Consider the following 18,277-nt stretch of genomic DNA (forward strand, 5'->3'; position numbering starts at 1 on the left):
CTTACAAAAGATAATTCAATATATAGGAGGAAATTTAAATTATGACAAAAGGTTCTGCTTCTGGTAGTACTGACAATGGTGGGGAAATAGAAAAGAGTAAACCTCCTCATGCGTTTATAACTCAGACAACGGATCAACTCTTGGCTAAAGATCAGATTGCGCTTGATCAAGGCCTGACAAGTGAGAAAGCCCAGGAACGATTGAAACAGGATGGGCCCAACGCATTGGTCCAAAGGAAGCAAAGCAAGTGGGTACGCTTTTTCAAACAGTTCAATAACAGTATTACCTATATTCTTATTGTCGCCGCGATCGCGACTTTTCTATTGCGAGAATATTCAGATTCGATTGTAATTGGGCTGGTTGTAATTGTTAACGCACTGATCGGTTATTTTCAAGAGAGTAAAGCTTCGGAAGCTATCGATAATATTAAACAGATGTTGCAAGTTTCTGCAACGGTTATTCGCGATGGTAAACGAGATGATATCGAGGCCGAGGAGTTAGTTGTAGGGGACTTAGTTTTCCTTGAAGCTGGTGATAACGTCCCGGCGGATCTCCGAATTTTAGCTGCTGATAATTTAAAAATTCAGGAATCTTCATTAACTGGAGAAACTGACTCCGTTTTAAAAAATGATGAACCGTTAACAGATCCTAAAACGCCATTGGGAGACCGTTTGAATATGGCTTATGCATCAACTGCGGTGACAAATGGTAGTGGGCTAGGAATTGTGACGGCCACTGGTGCAAATAGTGAAATTGGTAAAATTAACGCCAGCATGGAAAGTGTAAAATCAAAAACAACCCCACTAATGCGAGAAATTAATGGTTTAGGTAAATATATTTCTTACGCGATTGTGGCGGTAGCCGTTTTATTAGCTGTTTATGGTTTAGTGACACGAGTTTACTCGGTTTCTGCCTTGATGGTGGCGGTGATTACCATGGTGGTGGGTTCCCTTCCAGAAGGCTTGCCAGCTAGTACCTCAGTGGTTTTGGCCATGGGTGTGCAAAAAATGACGAAACAAAATGCGATCGTCAAAACTTTGCCGGCTGTAGAAACCCTTGGGTCAGTTGATGTGATTAATACTGATAAAACGGGAACCTTAACAAAAAATGAAATGACAATTGATACGCTGATTACCAAAAATGGTAAGTATGCGGTAACCGGAACGGGTTATACACCAACTGGGCATATTACTAAAAATGGCCAACCGGTCGCTGTCGGTCAAGATGAAGATTTAGACCGGTTGATGGTTGCTGGACACGAAGCTAATGACACACGCCTGATTAAAAATGATGATAAGTGGGAAATCAACGGAGAACCTACTGATGGCGCATTTTTAGCACTGTATCATAAGGTGTTTAAAGAAACTGAGCCTGACTTAGTTGAATTGGACAAAATTCCATTTGATTCAGAATATCGTTATATTGCTAAACTGGATGAGGATTCAGACGGACAACGCGTTATTTTGGTGAAAGGGTCTCCAGATAAGATCTTTACAATGGCCAAACAAGCAGATAGTAGCTTTGATATTCCAGACTGGACAAACCGGGTATCTCAGTTGGCAAGAGACGGTGAACGAGTGGTGGCCTTGGGTTATCGTGAAGTTTCGCGTGATGTCCATAACCTTACCCCAGAAGTTATGGCAGAAGGAGTTCATTTTCTAGGAATTACTGGGATTATTGATCCCCCTAGAGAAGAAACCATCGTGGCATTGAAGCAAATGCGTGAAGCCGGAATTAAAGTTAAAATGATTACTGGTGATCACCCTGAAACGGCGTCTGCGATTGCTGCAAAGCTTGGTTTAGATGAAAATGTTTCGGCCATCACAGGTGCGCAAATTGATGAGCTTTCAGATGAAAAACTAAAAGAAGTTATCCAGGATTACAATGTGTTTGCGCGGACAACGCCGATGAACAAGTTGCGAATTGTGGAAGCATACCAAGCTAATGGGCTTGTCACTGCCATGACGGGTGACGGTGTTAATGATGCGCCAGCCTTGAAAAAAGCTGATATTGGAATTGCGATGGGGATCAAAGGAACCGATGTTGCGAAAGAAGCTGCCGATATGGTTTTAGCAGATGATAACTTTGCAACGTTGACGACCGCAATTAAAGAGGGACGTCACGTTTACGATAATATCAAAAAAACGATTCGGTTCTTATTACCCACTAGTTTTGCTGAAGGTTTGATTGTGTTGATATCGATTATGTTCCAACAAGAATTACCTTTGGTGCCAACCCAGTTATTATGGATTAACATGGTTTCCGCAGTCACAATTCAGTTCGCGTTCTTATTTGAACCAGCTGAGGAAGGTATCATGAAGCGGATGCCACGAAAGAGTAATCAGTCTTTCTTAAATAGAAAAGATGTTTGGCAAATTATCTATGTGGCAATTTTGATTGCTGCTCTGGGAATTGGAGCTTTCAACTGGTTAACGATGCAAGGGGTTAGTTCGACCGTTGCAAGTACCGTTACCTTAAACGTAATTGTATTCGGAAAAATCTTTTATCTCTTTAACATTCGGACGCCCAAGCCAGCAATTTCAAAAGATGTTTTACGTAATAAGATGGCCTTTGTCATCATCGGGATTCTCCTGGTATTGCAAGCCGGAATTACCTATTTACCATTTATGCAGAGTATCTTTAGCACTGCTGGGTTAAGCGCCCCCCTTTGGTTATTGCCAATTGTGGCCGGAATTGTTGTTTTAATTGTTACTGAGCTTGATAAACTGTTTGATCTCCGCCATCGACTGCATTTAGCGACGTCTCGTAATCAAAAATAAAGGGGTTTCATTTTACCATTTTAAAAAGTGGTGCTAGGATGAAGTCGTAAAAATATGATTAGGGAGATTTCGAAAATGGCAAAAGAAGCAGTTAAAGTTGAAACAGATAAAGAACGGATTGCAAAAATCGACTTCGATAAAGAAGATGTTAAGCAAGCAGCTGACATGATCGCAGAAAAAGGTTTCGTTACTAGAAATGATTTTCCCGATTTAAAAGATCGGCTGTGGAGCGAAGGATTTTACGAACAAATTGAAGATGAATTTCATCATCGTGATAACGAAGATCCATACATTTTCTTTGAACGTTTTGACTTTATCGGTGGTGCCATTGAATCAATTATCTTCGACATGGACCAAGTTGAAACAAGAGAAAAAGCATTGCATATTTTAGGGGATGCTTCAGATTTAAAGGTTCAAGATAAGCCTAATGAAACACATAAAGTAGTTACTTATTAAACAATAGCGGACTAAATTAAAAGTTTCTAAACTGCGTTAAGCTAGTTTAGAAACTTTTTTATTGTTAAAATTAATGAATTGTAAATCCTATGATACCGGCTTTTTAAGACACACATTTAGCACTCTTACATAAAGAGTGCTAAATTCTTGCATTCGTTTCTAAAAGGTCATACTATATAAATGTACCAAGAAATGAGGTACAAAAAATAATATTAAAAGGGAGTCTTGAATTATGGCTAACGAGTTAAGAAACAGAGATTTTGATGATTTTGCACCACTTGATTTTTTCGATAATTTTGGGAAGAATTTCTTCAAATCGATGACTCAAGGTAGCTCAATGAAGACGGACATCCGTGAAAACGATAAAAATTATGAAGTTTCCGCAGAACTACCTGGTTTCAAGAAGGAAAATATCTCTTTGAATTATGACAACGATACGTTGACTATTGAAGGCAAGCATAACGTTGAAAAGGAAAAGAAAGACGAAAAAGGTAATTTGATTCGTCAAGAACGGAGTTTCAGTAACACTTCACGTCAATTTTATTTACCAGACATCGATCGTGAAAAGATCAGTGCTTCATATGACGGTGGCGTTTTAAAAGTAATATTGCCAAAGAGTGAAGAAAAGTTAGAAGCTGGCAAACAAATTCAAATTAACTAAAATTGAATGGTACTCTTTAAAAAGCTGTGACTACACTGTCGCAGCTTTTTTGCGTAATCATGGGGCCAAAAACTGCTTATAAATTGAATTCTTTATGTAACCGATATCAAATTAATTTTGTTTCGCCTAAAAAGGTGTTAAGCTGGAACTTGGATAGTTTCTTAAATCTATAATTTTAGGAGTGATAATTTTGAAACAAATTACAATTGGTGGCAAAAAGGTTTCTAACGTAGCCTTAGGAATTATGCGAATGGACGCGTTGGATACAGACGCTGCAAAAAAAGTAATTGAGACAGCCGTTGATAACGGTGTAAACTTTATTGATACTGCGGACATTTATGGAGGCGGTAAATCAGATCTCGTTTTCCGTGATGCTTTAGCTAAATCATCCGTAGATCGTGATGACTTATGGATTCAATCCAAGGTTGGGATTCGTAATGGCAATGATGACGGTTCAGGCAAGCCTTATGGAAACCGTTACGATTTCTCTAAACAACATATTATTGATGCCGTGAATCATGAGTTGCAGAGCTTAAATCTGGATTATTTGGATTCCGTTTTACTTCATCGTCCAGACCCATTGATGGAACCAAATGAGATTGCAGAAGCTTTTGATGAATTGCAAACAGCTGGTAAAGTGCGTCATTTTGGTGTTTCTAATTTCAATCCAATGCAATTTGAAATGTTGCAAGGCGCAGTTTCACAAAAGCTGATGTTTAATCAATTACAGTTTGGAATTATGCACAGCAACATGATTGATTTTGGGATGCATACAAACATGCAAGATGACCATAGTGTTGATCATGACGGGCAATTCCTCGAATATTCTCGAATTCATGATATCGTGATCCAAGCTTGGTCACCATATCAATGGGGAAATTTCAATGGGCCATTTATTGACAATCCTAAATTCCCTGAATTAAATAAAAAAATGCAAGAATTGGCTGATCAGTATGGGGTCACAAAAAATGCTATTGCTACAGCATGGATTTTGCGTCATCCGGCTAAATTCCAAGTATTAGTGGGCTCAATGAATCCACAACATATTAAGGAATCATTGGCAGGTAGTGATGTAGAAATGACAGGCCAAGAGTGGTACGACATTTACTACGCAGCTGGAAATGATATGCCTTAAATCCAGTGGGTAAAAATAACGCGAAAAAGGTTCATAATAAGTGCGACGTATGCGAGAAAACTCCCGCAGTAGTCGTGGTTATTATGAACCTTTTGTTGTTTTTAACCGGCCTAAGAAATCTTAGTAGATAATGGACCAAAAAAGAATCCTAGCTCAAATTTCAATTGTTTGAGTCAGAATTCTTCTAAAAATCTAATTAATCAGTACTGTATTGGCGTGTGCCGATCAATTGATGATGCGTATCATAAAAACTAACCTTCACGGGGGCGCCGTTTTTCACAAGCTGCCATGAACCTTCAGCCTTGATATGGTGGTTAGGTTTAATTTCACTAACCGAGGCATTTTCCAAATTATCATCATTGGTTGCTGACGTTGAGAAGGGAAGGGATCCCTGTTCAAGCGTTTTAGGCTTACCATTGACGGTTTGAGTCGCCTTAACATATTTATACCAGCAGTCCGATGGAACGAGCTGAGATTTTCCGGTATTGGTGAAGGTATATTTTAAAATTAAGACTTGTTTATTTTTGGTAGCGGATGCCGTGACATGATTCTCGGTAATTAAAAATGTTCCTTGCTTGGTTGTAAAAGTTTGCCCAGCCAAAGTAGCTGTTTTCTGCACAACTTTTTTGACCGAACTAGTCTTTTTGGCGCTTGAAGTGCTAGTTTTCCCGGAATTTGAAGCCTTTCCAGCGCTACAGGCAGTTACGCCACTCGCTACAAAACCAATCAGTAAAATTAAAAATATTTTTTTGAAGCTTTTCAAAATTGTGTGTTACTCCTTTGTTTGGTCGTTCAAGGCGCTAATGCTCATGCTGACAGTTTTGGGTTTATCTTTCACGATGATAATTGTCCCTTTACCTAAAAAGTCTTTGTTTCCATTGTAGGCAAGATCATATTCTTTAGCAACATCACCAGAGTTTTGCAAGCCCATTACATAAATGGTGTCTTCTGTATAATCATCACTGAAAACAAAAGCAATCACTGATGAAACAACTAAGTCATCAGCCTGCATTTGTTTAAGTGTTCTCCAAATTCCGTCAATTACGGGTTGGGGAATAGTTTCTTTAACCTCATCGGTTACGCGTCGTTTCTTCGTGATTTCAAACAAAATAAAGTGCCTCAATTCATTAGTATTTTTCTAAGAATAGCACACTATCCTTAGTTTCGTCATGCAAATAGGCTAAAAATGGGCAATCTAGTTATAAAAACTAGCTGATCGTGTTATACTGACGGTAACATCTATGGATGAGGTGAAAAGAAATGAATGAATTAGAAACATATAATCGGTGGTTAAAAACAGTTAGAGACGTAAGGCTGCCTCACTGGGACGAATTACCCAACTTCGATTTGTATATGGATCAAGTAGTTGCCCTTTTGACCGGTTTTACCGGGCCATTAGGAATGGATCCTGTAACTTCGACAATGATTAATAACTATGTGAAACAAAAAGCCGTGGTTGCCCCTACGAAAAAGAAGTACCAGGTTATGCAAGTGGCAGACATTTTATTGATTACTTTATTAAAACAGTCATATCCAATTAATGTGATTCGTTCCGGAATTGATCGCATTACGGCAACAGATTATCCAAAACAGGCGTATGATCGTTTTATTGATATTGTGAACCAAAAGATTGCCAGAATCGGTGTGGAGCATACAACCATGGTGGCCAAAAATTTAGCTGAACAGTTGATGCAGGTCACATCAAATATGATTGTGGATCAAGTGCAAACCAGTGAATTGATCAGATTATTACAAAAATCGGCAGAACATAAGCCGACGACGTTAAATAAAAAAAGTAAGTAAGACAAATCAGTAATTAGTTCCACATAAATGCACTATAAACGGAGAAATTCCGTAGTAGATGTATTTTTGTGGAATTTTTTGTTTATTGAATGATTCTTTAAAAAGTGGAACGGTCCACTTAATAATTAGATAGGTTTCTCAAAACACTTAAATCAACCAATCCGTAAATAGTTTGTGAAGAAAGCGATTACTTTTTGTGTTCTGTTTCACAAACTCTTTATCTGAAAGCATTCGGTAGTTTCATAATTTTCACAAGGCGAAACCTTAAGTATATCGTGATGAACAATGGTTTCTATCAATTTCATATTATGTAAACAATACGTATTTACAAACGAATAGTTGAAAGCTACAATGAAACTTGTGAAGCGAATAACATACTCATTCTGAGAGGAAGAATAATAATATGATTAAAGATTTGGATAATAAGAAGGAAATTGATGAACCACAAGTAATGGTCAATGATCTTGTTAAAAAAGCTCATATTGCTTTAGATCGTCTCAGTGTCATGGATCAGGAACAGATTGACAAGATTGTGCATGCAATGGCAGAAGCAGGATATCATGCTCGTCAGAAGTTGGCCAAGATGGCAGTCGATGAAACTGGCCGTGGTGTTTATGAACATAAGGTGATTAAAAACCAATTCGCTACAAAAGATATTTACAACTCAATTAAAAATGATCGCACAGTTGGAATTATTAGCGATGATAAAGAAACAGGAATCATGAAGGTTGCTGAGCCAGTTGGTGTGATTGCGAGTGCAACTCCCGTAACAAATCCTAGTTCAACAGCTTTTCACAATGCCTTGTTAGCAATTAAAACTCGGAATCCAATTATTTTTGCCTTCCATCCATTTGCACAAAAAACGTGTGTGGAAACTGGTCGGGTTATGGCTGAGGCAGCTGTAAAAGCTGGTGCCCCAGAGAACTGTGTCCAGTGGATTACAAAACCTAGCATGGCAGCAACAACAGATTTAATGAACCATGATGGTGTCGCAACCGTTGTCGCAACTGGTGGTGCTGGGATGGTTAAATCCGCATATTCTACCGGTAAACCAGCTCTTGGAGTTGGCCCTGGTAACGTTCCAGTGTACGTTGAGAAATCAGCTGATCTCAAACAAACAATTGATGATATCGTCTTATCAAAAACTTTTGACAATGGGATGATTTGTGCATCTGAATCTAATATGGTCGTTGATGCCGAAGTTTATGATGAAGTTAAAAAAGGTTTGAAGGATCAAGGTGCTTACTTCGTTAAAGACGCTGATATGGAAAACTTTGAGTCAACAGTCATGAATCGGGAAAAAGAATCAGTTAATCCTAAAGTGGCCGGTCAATCTGCATACAGTATTGCAACGTGGGCTGGGATTGAGGATTGTCCTGAAGATGCTAAGTTCTTGGTTGCTGAAATGGATGGACTCGGTGGAGAATATATTCTTTCTCACGAAAAGTTGTCTCCAGTTTTGACAATGGTTAAGGCTAAAGACCAAGATGATGCTGTTCATTTAATGAAACGGGGATTGAATCTTGGTGGCCTTGGTCATACAGTTGGCTTGCACACAAAAGATGATGACTTGATTAACCGTTTTGCCTTAGAAATGGACGCTTGCCGAATCTTAATTAATACCCCAACTTCACAAGGTGCAATTGGCTACAAATATAATAATGTGACGCCTTCTCTAACTTTGGGCTGTGGATCATGGGGTAAAAACTCCCTTTCACATAACTTAGAGGATTGGGATCTCTTGAATATCAAGACAGTCGCAAAACGTTTACCAAAACTTCGCCATGAAAGTTTGGATTTCTAAATAAATGTGTTGAGTAAAATAACGCGATCATTAATTTCAATTAGCTCTTTGAAATTAGTGATCGCGTTATTTTTCTAAACGTAGATAACGCTTTCTGTTATAATTGTATCAGTAACTTAAATTTGAGAAAAAGGTGGGATTTTATGTATTATTTTTTGAATACGACCATTCCTTTAAATAAATCTGGCATTGAACATGCCCAAATAAAACGGGTAAATTTATTTAACAATTATAAGGTTGCAAATAAAATTGTGACCCGTAATTTTGAAGTGGATTTACATCATAATCTGAAAGTCGCAGGAATCGACGAAAAAAACCATGTAAATTTATTTGAATTCCTACAAGGATCGGGAAATTTTAAGCCAAAACAGGTTAAACCACGTGATATTAAATTGCCCCACGGTTGTAAGCTAAAGGCTGAAAAAGATTACTTTGTGGCCAAAGATATTAAGAATCGGTTGGCCGTTCGGATCGAAGTTTGGGGCGAACATGATTCACAAGTGCAGGCAGTCAATTATTATGACTACGCGGGTAACTTATTGCGTCGCGAGCGCTATGATCATCGTGGCTTTTTATCGATTGCAGAAATTCATAATCCTCAAGGAGGGGTTAGTAATGAACAAATCTTCTCTCCTGAAGGCAAATTGGTTTATGAATCCTTCTATTTTAAAGATGGCCAAGGTAAAATTGTGAATTCATTGTTGCGCGTGGTAGATTTTCACGGACAAGATTACGAATTTACAGGGTTACGAGGGTTACAACGATTTTTCTTCGATCAATTAAACAAAGTCGACAACGGCAAAAATGTCTTTACTTCTGACCGAGCAGTTGAAACTGAGTGGGCTTTATTACATATGAAAACTCCAGCCTACAAGGCGTTGTTTTTGCATAATGCCCATACCGCTGACGCAAATGACCCCATGGATCGTGTCTTAAATAATAATTTTGAATTCTCCTTAAACAATTTTGCAGAATGGAATGCGGTAATTGATTCTACAGATCGGCAAACCAAAGATGTTAAATTACGTTTTGATTCCAAACAAACGGCAATTTACACCGTTCCAGTTGGAATTGTGACAAATGAGTTGATGCAAAAACCACAGGTAGCCTTCAGTGATCGGACACCAGGGAAAATTATTGTGGTTGCGCGTCTGTTTCCGGAAAAACGTTTGGATCATCTCATCAAAGCTTTTGCGATTGTGCATAAACAATTACCCCAAACTACACTGGATCTCTGGGGATATGGGGATGGAAAAACAGATAAAGGATTAAAACAACTAGTTCAAGATTTAAGCCTTGAAAAAGTCGTGCAGTTTAAAGGCTATACGCCAAATATTGGCGACGTGATGGATCACGCGCAGGTATCAACGTTGACCAGTAATGTTGAAGGATTTGCGTTGGCAGTCTTGGAAGCCCAATCTCATGGGTTACCAGTTGTTTCCTACGATATTCCTTATGGACCATCTGACATTATCGAAGATGGTTTTAGCGGAACATTAGTTAAACAAGGTGATTATAAGAGCTTTGCCCAGGCGCTAATTGCGCTTATGGGTGATCAAAAGAAACTTCAGGAATATAGTAATCACGCCTATGTAAGCCGTGAACGTTACAGTGAAGCAGCCATTTGGAAAGCATGGCAGCAGGTGGTTGATAATGCCGATCAATTTTTTGATCAAATTCAAACGAAAGGGACGGTGGAGTAGATGATTTATTTTTTAAATGAGTATTTGATGGCTTTAAACTCTGGTCTAGAATATGCTGAAATTAATCGGATTAAACTGCTCAAAAATAATCATGTCCCAGCCAAAATTGTAACCCGAGATTACAATCAGGAATTGCATCGTAATATGCAGACTCTGGGTTTAGAAGCGGATGACATGGTCAACATGTTTGACTATTTCCAGCATGCAGAACATGTTGAAACACCAAAAGTCCTCAAAACGATTGATTTAAATTTGCCAAAAAGTTACGAAATTGATCAAGGGGCCGATTTTAGTCGCGTAACTGATGGTGATCGCGTGGTGGCCGATGTTCATTTTGCCAGTGGCACCTTTGGCCGCGTTTCGTATGTGAATTATTTTGATGCCTATATGAATGTTGCCAAAACAGAGTATTATGATTGGCGTGGGTTTAAGTCGATGGATAAGTACTTCACGCCGACGGGAGCTCCGGCAGCCGAATTTTTATTTACACCCGAAGGAAAACGCGTTTACGAGTCATATTACATGAATGATGTGAACGGAAATCCTGTAAATTCTTTATTGAAACTAGTTGATTATAAAGGTGAAGACCATAATTTTGATAATTTAGAGGAACTATTCACGTTCTTTTTAGATGAGTTAAATCGTCGTGATGGGAGTCACCAGACCTTTATTGCGGATCGACCAGCCCAGACAAACATGCCAATGATGAATATGGTGACGTTGGCACATAAATATGTTTCTCTACCAATTGTGCATGGTGTGGATCCAAATGATCAGGTCCATAGCAATTTTGATCCTGCATACACAACCGTGTTTGGTCCCCGAATTGATGAATTAGATGGCATTATTGTCATGACTCAAGCGCAAAAACGTGACTTAGGTAAACGTTTGAATCATCCCAAAACGCCAATCTATGTTATTCCTGGAGCGGTTGTTCTTAATGAAACCCGAAATGAACCACATGTTTTGTACCGAAATCGAGTACAAGATCGTTTATTGTATGTAGGGCGTTTGACGCCTGATAAGCAGATTGAGCGGTTAATTCGCGCGGTTCAAATTATTAGTCAAAAGATTCCTGATGTCACTTTGGACTTGTATGGTTATGGTAGCGAAGAGGATGTCAACGCCTTTAAGAAGCTTGCGCAGGATTTAAAGGTTGATCAGCTAGTCCACTTCAAAGGCTTTGTCTACGATTTGACAACGGTATATAACCAGGCGGGGTTGTTTGTTAGTGCAAGTCATTCTGATGCAATGCCACTAGCGATGGTGGAAGCCATGGCTCATGGGGTTCCAGCAGTTGCATACGCAAGTCACTATGGTCCAAGCGAAATCATCGATGATAAGCAAAATGGGCGCCTAATTGAAGAGGGCGATGAAGACGTCTTCCTCTTTAGCCGGGCCGTGATTGATTTGTTGAGTGATCCGGACTTACTGGCTGAATATAGTGAGAAAGCTTATGAAATTGGCGATCGGTATTCAGAAGAACATGTCCTGGCTGACTGGCAATTATTGTTGACACATGATAATTAAAAATTAAAAACGAGAGTAGCATCAGATTTAAATCTGATCTTACTCTCGTTTTTAGTTTCTTAAGTTTGATTATTTAACAGCCCCAAACAGATCGTTAAACGCTTCGGTCATAGTTGGATGAGAATAAATTTGATCACGAAGCACTTCATAAGGGATGTGTTGATGCATGGCTAATGAAATCGTGTTGATCAATTCTTGAGCGTCCACACAATAAAGAGTTGCGCCTAAGATCTCATGGCTATCTGGTGAAACTAGCACTTTAAGATAACCGGTTGTGTTCCCAATAACGTGAGCCTTGGGAACTGAAGCTGTCATAATTTTACCGCTGAGATAGGCGACATTTTCTTCTTTGGCCTGTTCCTCGTTCATTCCGATTGTTGCGACAGGTGTATCCAAGAACACCACGTGAGGCACAAGGCTTTGTTCTTTAAGTGATCGTTTACCATCACCGACCAATTGATCTAGGACAATGCGATAGTCATCTAAGGAGATGTAAGTGAATTGGGCACCACCCCGAACATCACCCATTGCCCAGATGTCTTTGACATTAGTCTGAAGATGATCATTGACGACGACACCGTGGTTGTTAGTTTCTATACCGGCTTTATCCAAACCCAAATTGGCAATATTAGCTTTTCGGCCCGTCGCCACTAAGATTGTATCGGCATCAATGGTCCTAGCCTGGTCGCCCTGTGTAAATGAAATTTGGGCAAAGCCATCATTATCCTCGATTTTTGCAATTTGGGCATTGAATTCAAAACGCACGTTCTTTTCAGCAAGGTTCTTTTTGACTTCTTGCGCAAGTTCTCGTTCATCGCGAGGCATAAACTTTTTACCTGCATCAATGATGGTCACTTGTGATCCAAAGTTTGCGTAAATGGATGCAAACTCCAAGCCGATGTAACCACCCCCGATAATTACAAGATGTTTAGGAAGGTGGCGCTGGTCCATTAAGGATTCGCTAGTTTTAACAAAGGTACTTTGTTGTAAACCAGGAACATCAGGTAAGATTGGCGTGCTTCCCGTGTTGATAAAGATGTGGTCTCCTGAAATTTCATCAGTTTTTCCATTTTGATAAGTAACTTTAAGTTGTTTGGGAGCTTCAAATTCAGCGCGGCCATTCAAAACAGTTACGGTTGATTTGTCGGCAATTTTGTGCAAATTACTTTCACGAAGCGTGCCAGTTACATCATTTTTATTAACAATAGCATGGGTATAATTTTCTTGAGCATTGCCAAGTTGATTATTTTGGGAACTAGTTAGTAGTGTTTTAGTTGGAATACAGGCGACGTTAATACAGGTTCCGCCGTACATTTTGTCGGACGCTTCAATCATAATGACCGATTCACCTCGAGAGGCAAGGGCACCAGCGAGCGTTTTCGCAGCTTTACCAAATCCGATAAAAACATTTTTTGCTGTAATCATGAATAATTCCTCCTTTAATATGTACATACATATTACTGTACATACATAGTAAAATGCTGGTATACTTTTGTCAACAGATTAGATTGGTAGAGAGAAGGTTATTGCATGGCATCAGTTTTAGAGTCGTGTACGTATTTTGTGTCGAACCGTTTGGCACGAGAAACGGAGAAAATTGCAAAAAAAGTTTATCAACCAACGGGGATGAATCCCACGTATAGCTATGTGTTAATGGCAATTGATGAAAAAAAGACCGTTTTACTTCATGATTTAGCGGATTTAATGGATTATTCACCGTCTACCATGTCCCGATTTGTGGACAGCCTGGTAAAGAAAGGGTACGTCGCTAGGGATTATCAGTGGCGCAAAGTAGCGTTGAGCCTGACTGATTCTGGCAAGCAAATGGTTAAAATTGCGTATCAGTGTTTAGCAAAAATGGATCAAGAAACTTGTCGCGTGTTTGGAAGTGCTGAACAACGCGATAGGGTGGTCGCAAATTTGAATGAGTGGACGACAACAATTGAGGCCACGGTAAAATAAAATCCACTAACTTTCACAGTTAGTGGATTTTTGTTATTCAGTTAAATCTGCGAAGGTACCATGGACTAATTTTTTTAGATCTTGCGCATCAATTTTAACAGAGCGGCCAATCTTTCCAGAGGAGACAATAATCTCACCTTGTTTTTGCGCAATGTCAGAAATATAGATTGGGAAATGTTTAGATTCATAGATTCCGATTGGTGTGTTGGCCCCGTGTTCATAGCCTGTGGTTTTAACCAGTTCTTTCAGCGGAATCATTCCAATTTTTTTATTGCCAGAAACCTTAGCCAACTTTTTATAACTAAGGTGTTCATCAATTGGCAGCACGCCAACAAGCGGACCAGTTTTGTTGCCAGTTAGGGCTAACGTCTTATAGATATGATGTTCATCTTCAGCGAGATGGTCGACTTGCAGTTGTTCGACGTCACCTTCCTGTTTTGTGGGGAAGATATATTGTTCATACTTCATATTAGCTTTATCAAGAATCTTTTCGACTAGAGTTTTATCAATTTTATTTTTTTTGCTTTTTTTAGAAATATTGTTCACCTTCCTGCAAATTCATTTTAGCATAGTGGCTTAAAAAAGAGGAACCGAGAAATTTTGGGGTATGCTATAATTTAAAGGTATAAATTAACGGGTAACTGAAAGGTGGGAATGATTTGGCTGATTTGTTGTATAAAACAATTTTAAAAGATTTGGAAAAACGAATCTTCAATAATGAATTTCCTGCTAAAAAGTTACCAGATGAACGAACGTTGACGAGCCAGTATGGTGTGAGTCGTAGTTCGATCAAACGCGCGTTAAGTGTATTAGCAGATGAAGGGATTGTGTTTAAAAAGCGTGGTTCCGGAACTTTTGTGAATCCACTTTATTTAAAGAATCGCTCGTTGTTTACATATGAGGGCTCCAATCTTGGGGTAACCGACAGTATGCGTGCGGATGGGCGAAAACCTAGCATCAAAGTCCTGGACTTTTCTGTTATTCCGGCAACAAAAGAAATGCAGACAGATTTATTCTTGGAAGCAGAAGATTTTGTTTATCAAATTCGGCGGTTACGGTTGTTGGACGATCAACCAGTCATGATTGAGACGGGGTATATTCCCATTAAAATTGTCCCTGAGTTATCACGAACAATTGTCTCAAAATCAATTTTTAATTATTTAGAAGATAAAAAGAATCAAACGGTCACTAAATCTTTCTTGTCAATTGAAGCCCAACCTTCAACCTCTGATGATCAAGAACTTTTGCATTTGACACCCCAAGAGCCAGTGGGGGTCATGTCTGGAATCTTTTTCTTGGATGATGGGACGCCATTTGAGTTATCAAACATGCGATTGCATTATAAATATATGAAGTATAATGCAGTGGTTGAGCTGAAATAGGAAAATTACTATAAATTTATCTAGCCAGATGAACGAATCATAACCAACGAGTGGGGTTATGAGGTGAGAATTTCGCGGCACTGTAAGCATAAAAGTTGAACTGTTGATTACATCATGTAACGTGTAATCAACAGTTTTTTTATTTTTAAAAAATTGGACCGTATCAATTTTCAAATTAGTTGACCACAAGGAAATATCGGGTTATTATTATGTTGTATTCGGTAACAACTTCAAAAAAACTAAACATTTTGAATGTGAGGTTTTGCGAGAGGCAGAATAGACATTAGCATATGAAAAGGAGCCAATCCGACTAACTGCTTTAGCAGAGTAGGGAGGATGGACATCCGTTTTGAATATAGGATTTTACGAGAGCAAAATAGACATTTATACATGAAAAGGAGCCAGTCCGACTAACTGCTTTAGCAGAGTAGAGAGGATGGACATCCGTTTTGAATATAGGATTTTGCGAGAGCAAAATAGACATTTATACATGAAAAGGAGCAATACAATGGCAACTGATTATTCATCAAAATCATATTTTGAAAATCTTGATAAATTTTGGCAGGCTGCAAATTACTTGTCAGTTGGGCAACTTTATTTAAAAGATAATCCGTTATTAAAACGTCCATTGAAAAATGAGGATGTAAAGGTTCATCCAATTGGACACTGGGGAACAATTCCTGGTCAAAATTACATTTATGCTCATTTAAATCGTGTCATTAATAAGTACAACTTAAACATGTTTTATATCGAAGGCCCTGGTCATGGTGGTCAAGTAATGGTTTCAAACTCTTATTTGGACGGTAGTTACACTGAAACTTATCCAGAAATTACACAGGATGAATCCGGGATGCAGAAGCTGTTTAAACAGTTTTCTTGGCCTGGTGGTGTGGCATCACATGCCGCTCCTGTAACACCAGGTTCCATTCATGAAGGTGGCGAACTTGGCTATTCTCTATCTCATGGAGTAGGTGCAATTTTAGATAGTCCTGATCAAATTGCGGCTGTTGTAGTGGGCGATGGTGAAGCTGAAACTGGTCCACTGGCAACATCATGGCAATCAAATAAGTTTATTAATCCAATTAATGATGGGGCAGTTTTGCCAATCCTTGATATTAATGGGTATAAGCTAAGCAATCCAACGTTGTTTAGTCGGATGTCAGATGAAAAAATTAAGCAGTATTTTGAAGGCTTGAATTGGAGTCCAATCTTTGTTGAAGGCGATAACGCTGAAAAGATGAATCCGGAAATGGCCAAAGCAATGGACACGGCTGTTGAGCAGATCCAAGCGATTCAAAAGAATGCGCGTGAAAATAACGATCCATCTCTTCCAAGTTGGCCTTTAATCATTTTCCGTTCACCAAAGGGTTGGACAGGTCCAAAGACATGGGACGGTAAGGTCGTTGAAGGAACTTTCCGTGCGCATCAAATTCCAATTCCAGTTGACCAAGCAGACATGCAACATGCTGATGCGCTTCTGGATTGGATGGAATCTTATAAACCAGAAGAATTATTTGATGACGCTGGTAAACTTAAACCAGAAATTGCAGCGATTGCCCCAAAAGGTGACAAACGGATGGCTGCCAACCCAATTACCAATGGGGGCGTTGATCCAAAAGATTTACGTTTGCCTGACTTTCGAGATTACGCAGTGGATACCAGCAAACGGGGCCAATCTGTCAAACAAGATATGATTGTTTGGTCTGATTACTTACGCGATGTCGTTAAATTGAATCCTGAGAACTTCCGGATGTTTGGTCCAGATGAAACCATGTCTAACCGACTTTATGGATTGTTTGAAACAACTGACCGACAGTGGATCGACCCTATCAAAAAAGATTGGGATGAAGATCTCGCACCTGCTGGGCGGATTTTGGATGCTCAATTATCTGAGCATCAAGCTGAAGGCTGGTTAGAAGGTTATACATTGACTGGTCGTCATGGGATTTTCACAAGTTACGAAGCCTTTTTACGGGTTGTGGATTCTATGTTGACCCAACACTTCAAGTGGTTACGTAAAGCTAGTGAGTTGAAATGGCGGAAAGATTATCCATCTTTGAACGTGGTTTCAACATCGACTAGTTTCCAACAAGATCATAATGGCTACACTCATCAAGATCCAGGTATTTTGACCCATATGGCGGAAAAGAAACCAGAATTTGTGCGTGAATATTTGCCTGCAGATGCTAATTCATTGTTGGCAGTTAGCCCGTTAATTATGAATGACCGTGAAAAAGTCAATGTTTTGGTTACTTCAAAGCAGTTGCGTCCTCAATTTTATTCAATTGAAGAAGCAGAAGTATTAGCGAAAAATGGCCTTGGAATTATTGATTGGGCAAGTACGGATCAAGGTGCCAAACCAGATGTCATTTTTGCGGCTGCCGGAACAGAACCTAATATGGAAAGTTTAGCAGCTATCAACATTTTGCATGATCAATTTCCAGATTTGAAAATCCGGTTTATCAATGTGATTGATTTACTCAAGTTACAGAGTCCAAAGGTTAATCCACGCGGACTTTCTGATGAAGAATTTGATCATTACTTTACCAAAGACACACCCGTGATCTTTGCATTCCACGGCTATGAAGATCTTGTGAAGTCCATATTCTTTGATCGTCATAATCACAATGTGCATGTGCACGGCTATCGTGAAAACGGAGATATTACCACTCCATTTGATATGCGGGTAGTTAACCAGCTTGATCGTTTCAATTTATCAAAAGAAGCGATTATGGCAATTCCTGAGTTTGCTGAAAGTGGCGCTGACTTTATTCAGAAGATGGATAACAAATTGGCTGAACATTATCAGTATATCCGGGATCACGGAGACGATCTTCCTGAAGTGAAAGATTGGACTTGGAAAGATTTAAAATAAAAAATCATAAAAATGCACAACGTTAATCATACGACGTTGTGCATTTTGTTTGGCTCTATACTTTTTCCTGTTGATGAACTACCAATGTGGTAATCTATTAACAGGATTTTTTTGAAAAAAAAGAGGCCCACAGGTCCCCACACACAAAAAAATCCACCCACTACAGCATCATCAAAGGATGTGAGA

Annotated in this window: 15 protein-coding genes; 11 read left to right on the plus strand and 4 right to left on the minus strand. The window is 39.1% G+C overall.

Going from position 1 to position 18,277, the window contains the following annotated elements:
- Positions 1-41: 41 nt before the first annotated feature.
- The 4 genes from PI20285_RS01180 (at position 42) to PI20285_RS01195 (ending at position 5,032) form a co-directional block, all read left to right on the plus strand.
- Entirely contained in the window at positions 42-2,780 is a 2,739-nt protein-coding gene (locus PI20285_RS01180) for an HAD-IC family P-type ATPase (RefSeq protein ID WP_057774486.1), read from the plus strand.
- Between the two features lie 75 nt (positions 2,781-2,855).
- Complete coding sequence (locus tag PI20285_RS01185; protein WP_057774488.1) at positions 2,856-3,236, plus strand: hypothetical protein; 381 nt, start codon at positions 2,856-2,858, stop codon at positions 3,234-3,236.
- A gap of 232 nt (positions 3,237-3,468) precedes the next feature.
- Positions 3,469-3,897, plus strand: a complete 429-nt coding sequence (locus PI20285_RS01190; RefSeq protein WP_057774491.1) for an Hsp20/alpha crystallin family protein — start codon at positions 3,469-3,471, stop codon at positions 3,895-3,897.
- 190 nt (positions 3,898-4,087) lie between these two features.
- Entirely contained in the window at positions 4,088-5,032 is a 945-nt protein-coding gene (locus tag PI20285_RS01195) for an aldo/keto reductase (RefSeq protein ID WP_057774494.1), read from the plus strand.
- 196 nt (positions 5,033-5,228) lie between these two features.
- Here the strand turns inward: PI20285_RS01195 and PI20285_RS01200 are convergent, their stop codons facing one another.
- Both PI20285_RS01200 and PI20285_RS01205 read right to left on the minus strand, forming a co-directional pair.
- Complete coding sequence (locus tag PI20285_RS01200; protein WP_057774498.1) at positions 5,229-5,795, minus strand: DUF5067 domain-containing protein; 567 nt, start codon at positions 5,793-5,795, stop codon at positions 5,229-5,231.
- A 9-nt stretch (positions 5,796-5,804) separates the two neighbouring features.
- Positions 5,805-6,140, minus strand: a complete 336-nt coding sequence (locus PI20285_RS01205; protein ID WP_057774501.1) for a hypothetical protein — start codon at positions 6,138-6,140, stop codon at positions 5,805-5,807.
- Between the two features lie 152 nt (positions 6,141-6,292).
- Here PI20285_RS01205 and PI20285_RS01210 point away from each other — a divergent pair, with 152 nt between their 5' ends.
- The 4 genes from PI20285_RS01210 to asp1 all read left to right on the plus strand — a co-directional run bounded on the left by PI20285_RS01210 (position 6,293) and on the right by asp1 (position 11,872).
- Positions 6,293-6,835 carry a DUF1836 domain-containing protein gene (locus PI20285_RS01210; protein ID WP_057774504.1) on the plus strand — a complete coding sequence of 181 codons (543 nt, stop codon included), beginning with the start codon at positions 6,293-6,295 and terminating at the stop codon, positions 6,833-6,835.
- Between the two features lie 403 nt (positions 6,836-7,238).
- On the plus strand, positions 7,239-8,639 hold the full coding sequence (locus tag PI20285_RS01215) for an aldehyde dehydrogenase family protein (protein WP_057774507.1): 1,401 nt from the start codon (positions 7,239-7,241) through the stop codon (positions 8,637-8,639).
- Positions 8,640-8,782: 143 nt separating this feature from the next.
- On the plus strand, positions 8,783-10,342 hold the full coding sequence (locus tag PI20285_RS01220) for a glycosyltransferase (RefSeq protein WP_057774510.1): 1,560 nt from the start codon (positions 8,783-8,785) through the stop codon (positions 10,340-10,342).
- On the plus strand, positions 10,343-11,872 hold the full coding sequence (asp1, locus tag PI20285_RS01225; protein ID WP_057774513.1) for an accessory Sec system glycosyltransferase Asp1: 1,530 nt from the start codon (positions 10,343-10,345) through the stop codon (positions 11,870-11,872). It abuts the gene before it with no gap.
- 69 nt (positions 11,873-11,941) lie between these two features.
- Here asp1 and PI20285_RS01230 read toward each other — a convergent pair whose 3' ends face one another.
- A complete protein-coding gene (locus PI20285_RS01230) occupies positions 11,942-13,297 on the minus strand; it encodes an FAD-dependent oxidoreductase (RefSeq protein WP_057774516.1) in 1,356 nt (451 codons plus the stop codon).
- Between the two features lie 105 nt (positions 13,298-13,402).
- On the opposite strand from PI20285_RS01230, the gene PI20285_RS01235 reads away from it, so the two are divergent.
- A complete protein-coding gene (locus PI20285_RS01235; RefSeq protein ID WP_057774519.1) occupies positions 13,403-13,834 on the plus strand; it encodes a MarR family winged helix-turn-helix transcriptional regulator in 432 nt (143 codons plus the stop codon).
- A 33-nt stretch (positions 13,835-13,867) separates the two neighbouring features.
- On the opposite strand, the gene ybaK is transcribed toward PI20285_RS01235, so the two are convergent.
- Positions 13,868-14,371 carry a Cys-tRNA(Pro) deacylase gene (ybaK, locus tag PI20285_RS01240; protein ID WP_057774525.1) on the minus strand — a complete coding sequence of 168 codons (504 nt, stop codon included), beginning with the start codon at positions 14,369-14,371 and terminating at the stop codon, positions 13,868-13,870.
- Between the two features lie 122 nt (positions 14,372-14,493).
- Between ybaK and PI20285_RS01245 the strand changes: the two genes are divergently transcribed.
- Together PI20285_RS01245 and PI20285_RS01250 are read left to right on the plus strand one after the other, a co-directional pair.
- Positions 14,494-15,216: a GntR family transcriptional regulator gene (locus PI20285_RS01245; protein ID WP_057774522.1), complete on the plus strand. Its 723-nt coding sequence runs from the start codon at positions 14,494-14,496 to the stop codon at positions 15,214-15,216.
- 508 nt (positions 15,217-15,724) lie between these two features.
- A complete protein-coding gene (locus PI20285_RS01250) occupies positions 15,725-18,091 on the plus strand; it encodes a phosphoketolase family protein (RefSeq protein WP_105782165.1) in 2,367 nt (788 codons plus the stop codon).
- The last annotated feature ends 186 nt before the right edge of the window (positions 18,092-18,277 follow it).

It is taken from the genome of Pediococcus inopinatus, assembly GCF_002982135.1.
GTDB lineage: Bacteria > Bacillota > Bacilli > Lactobacillales > Lactobacillaceae > Pediococcus > Pediococcus inopinatus.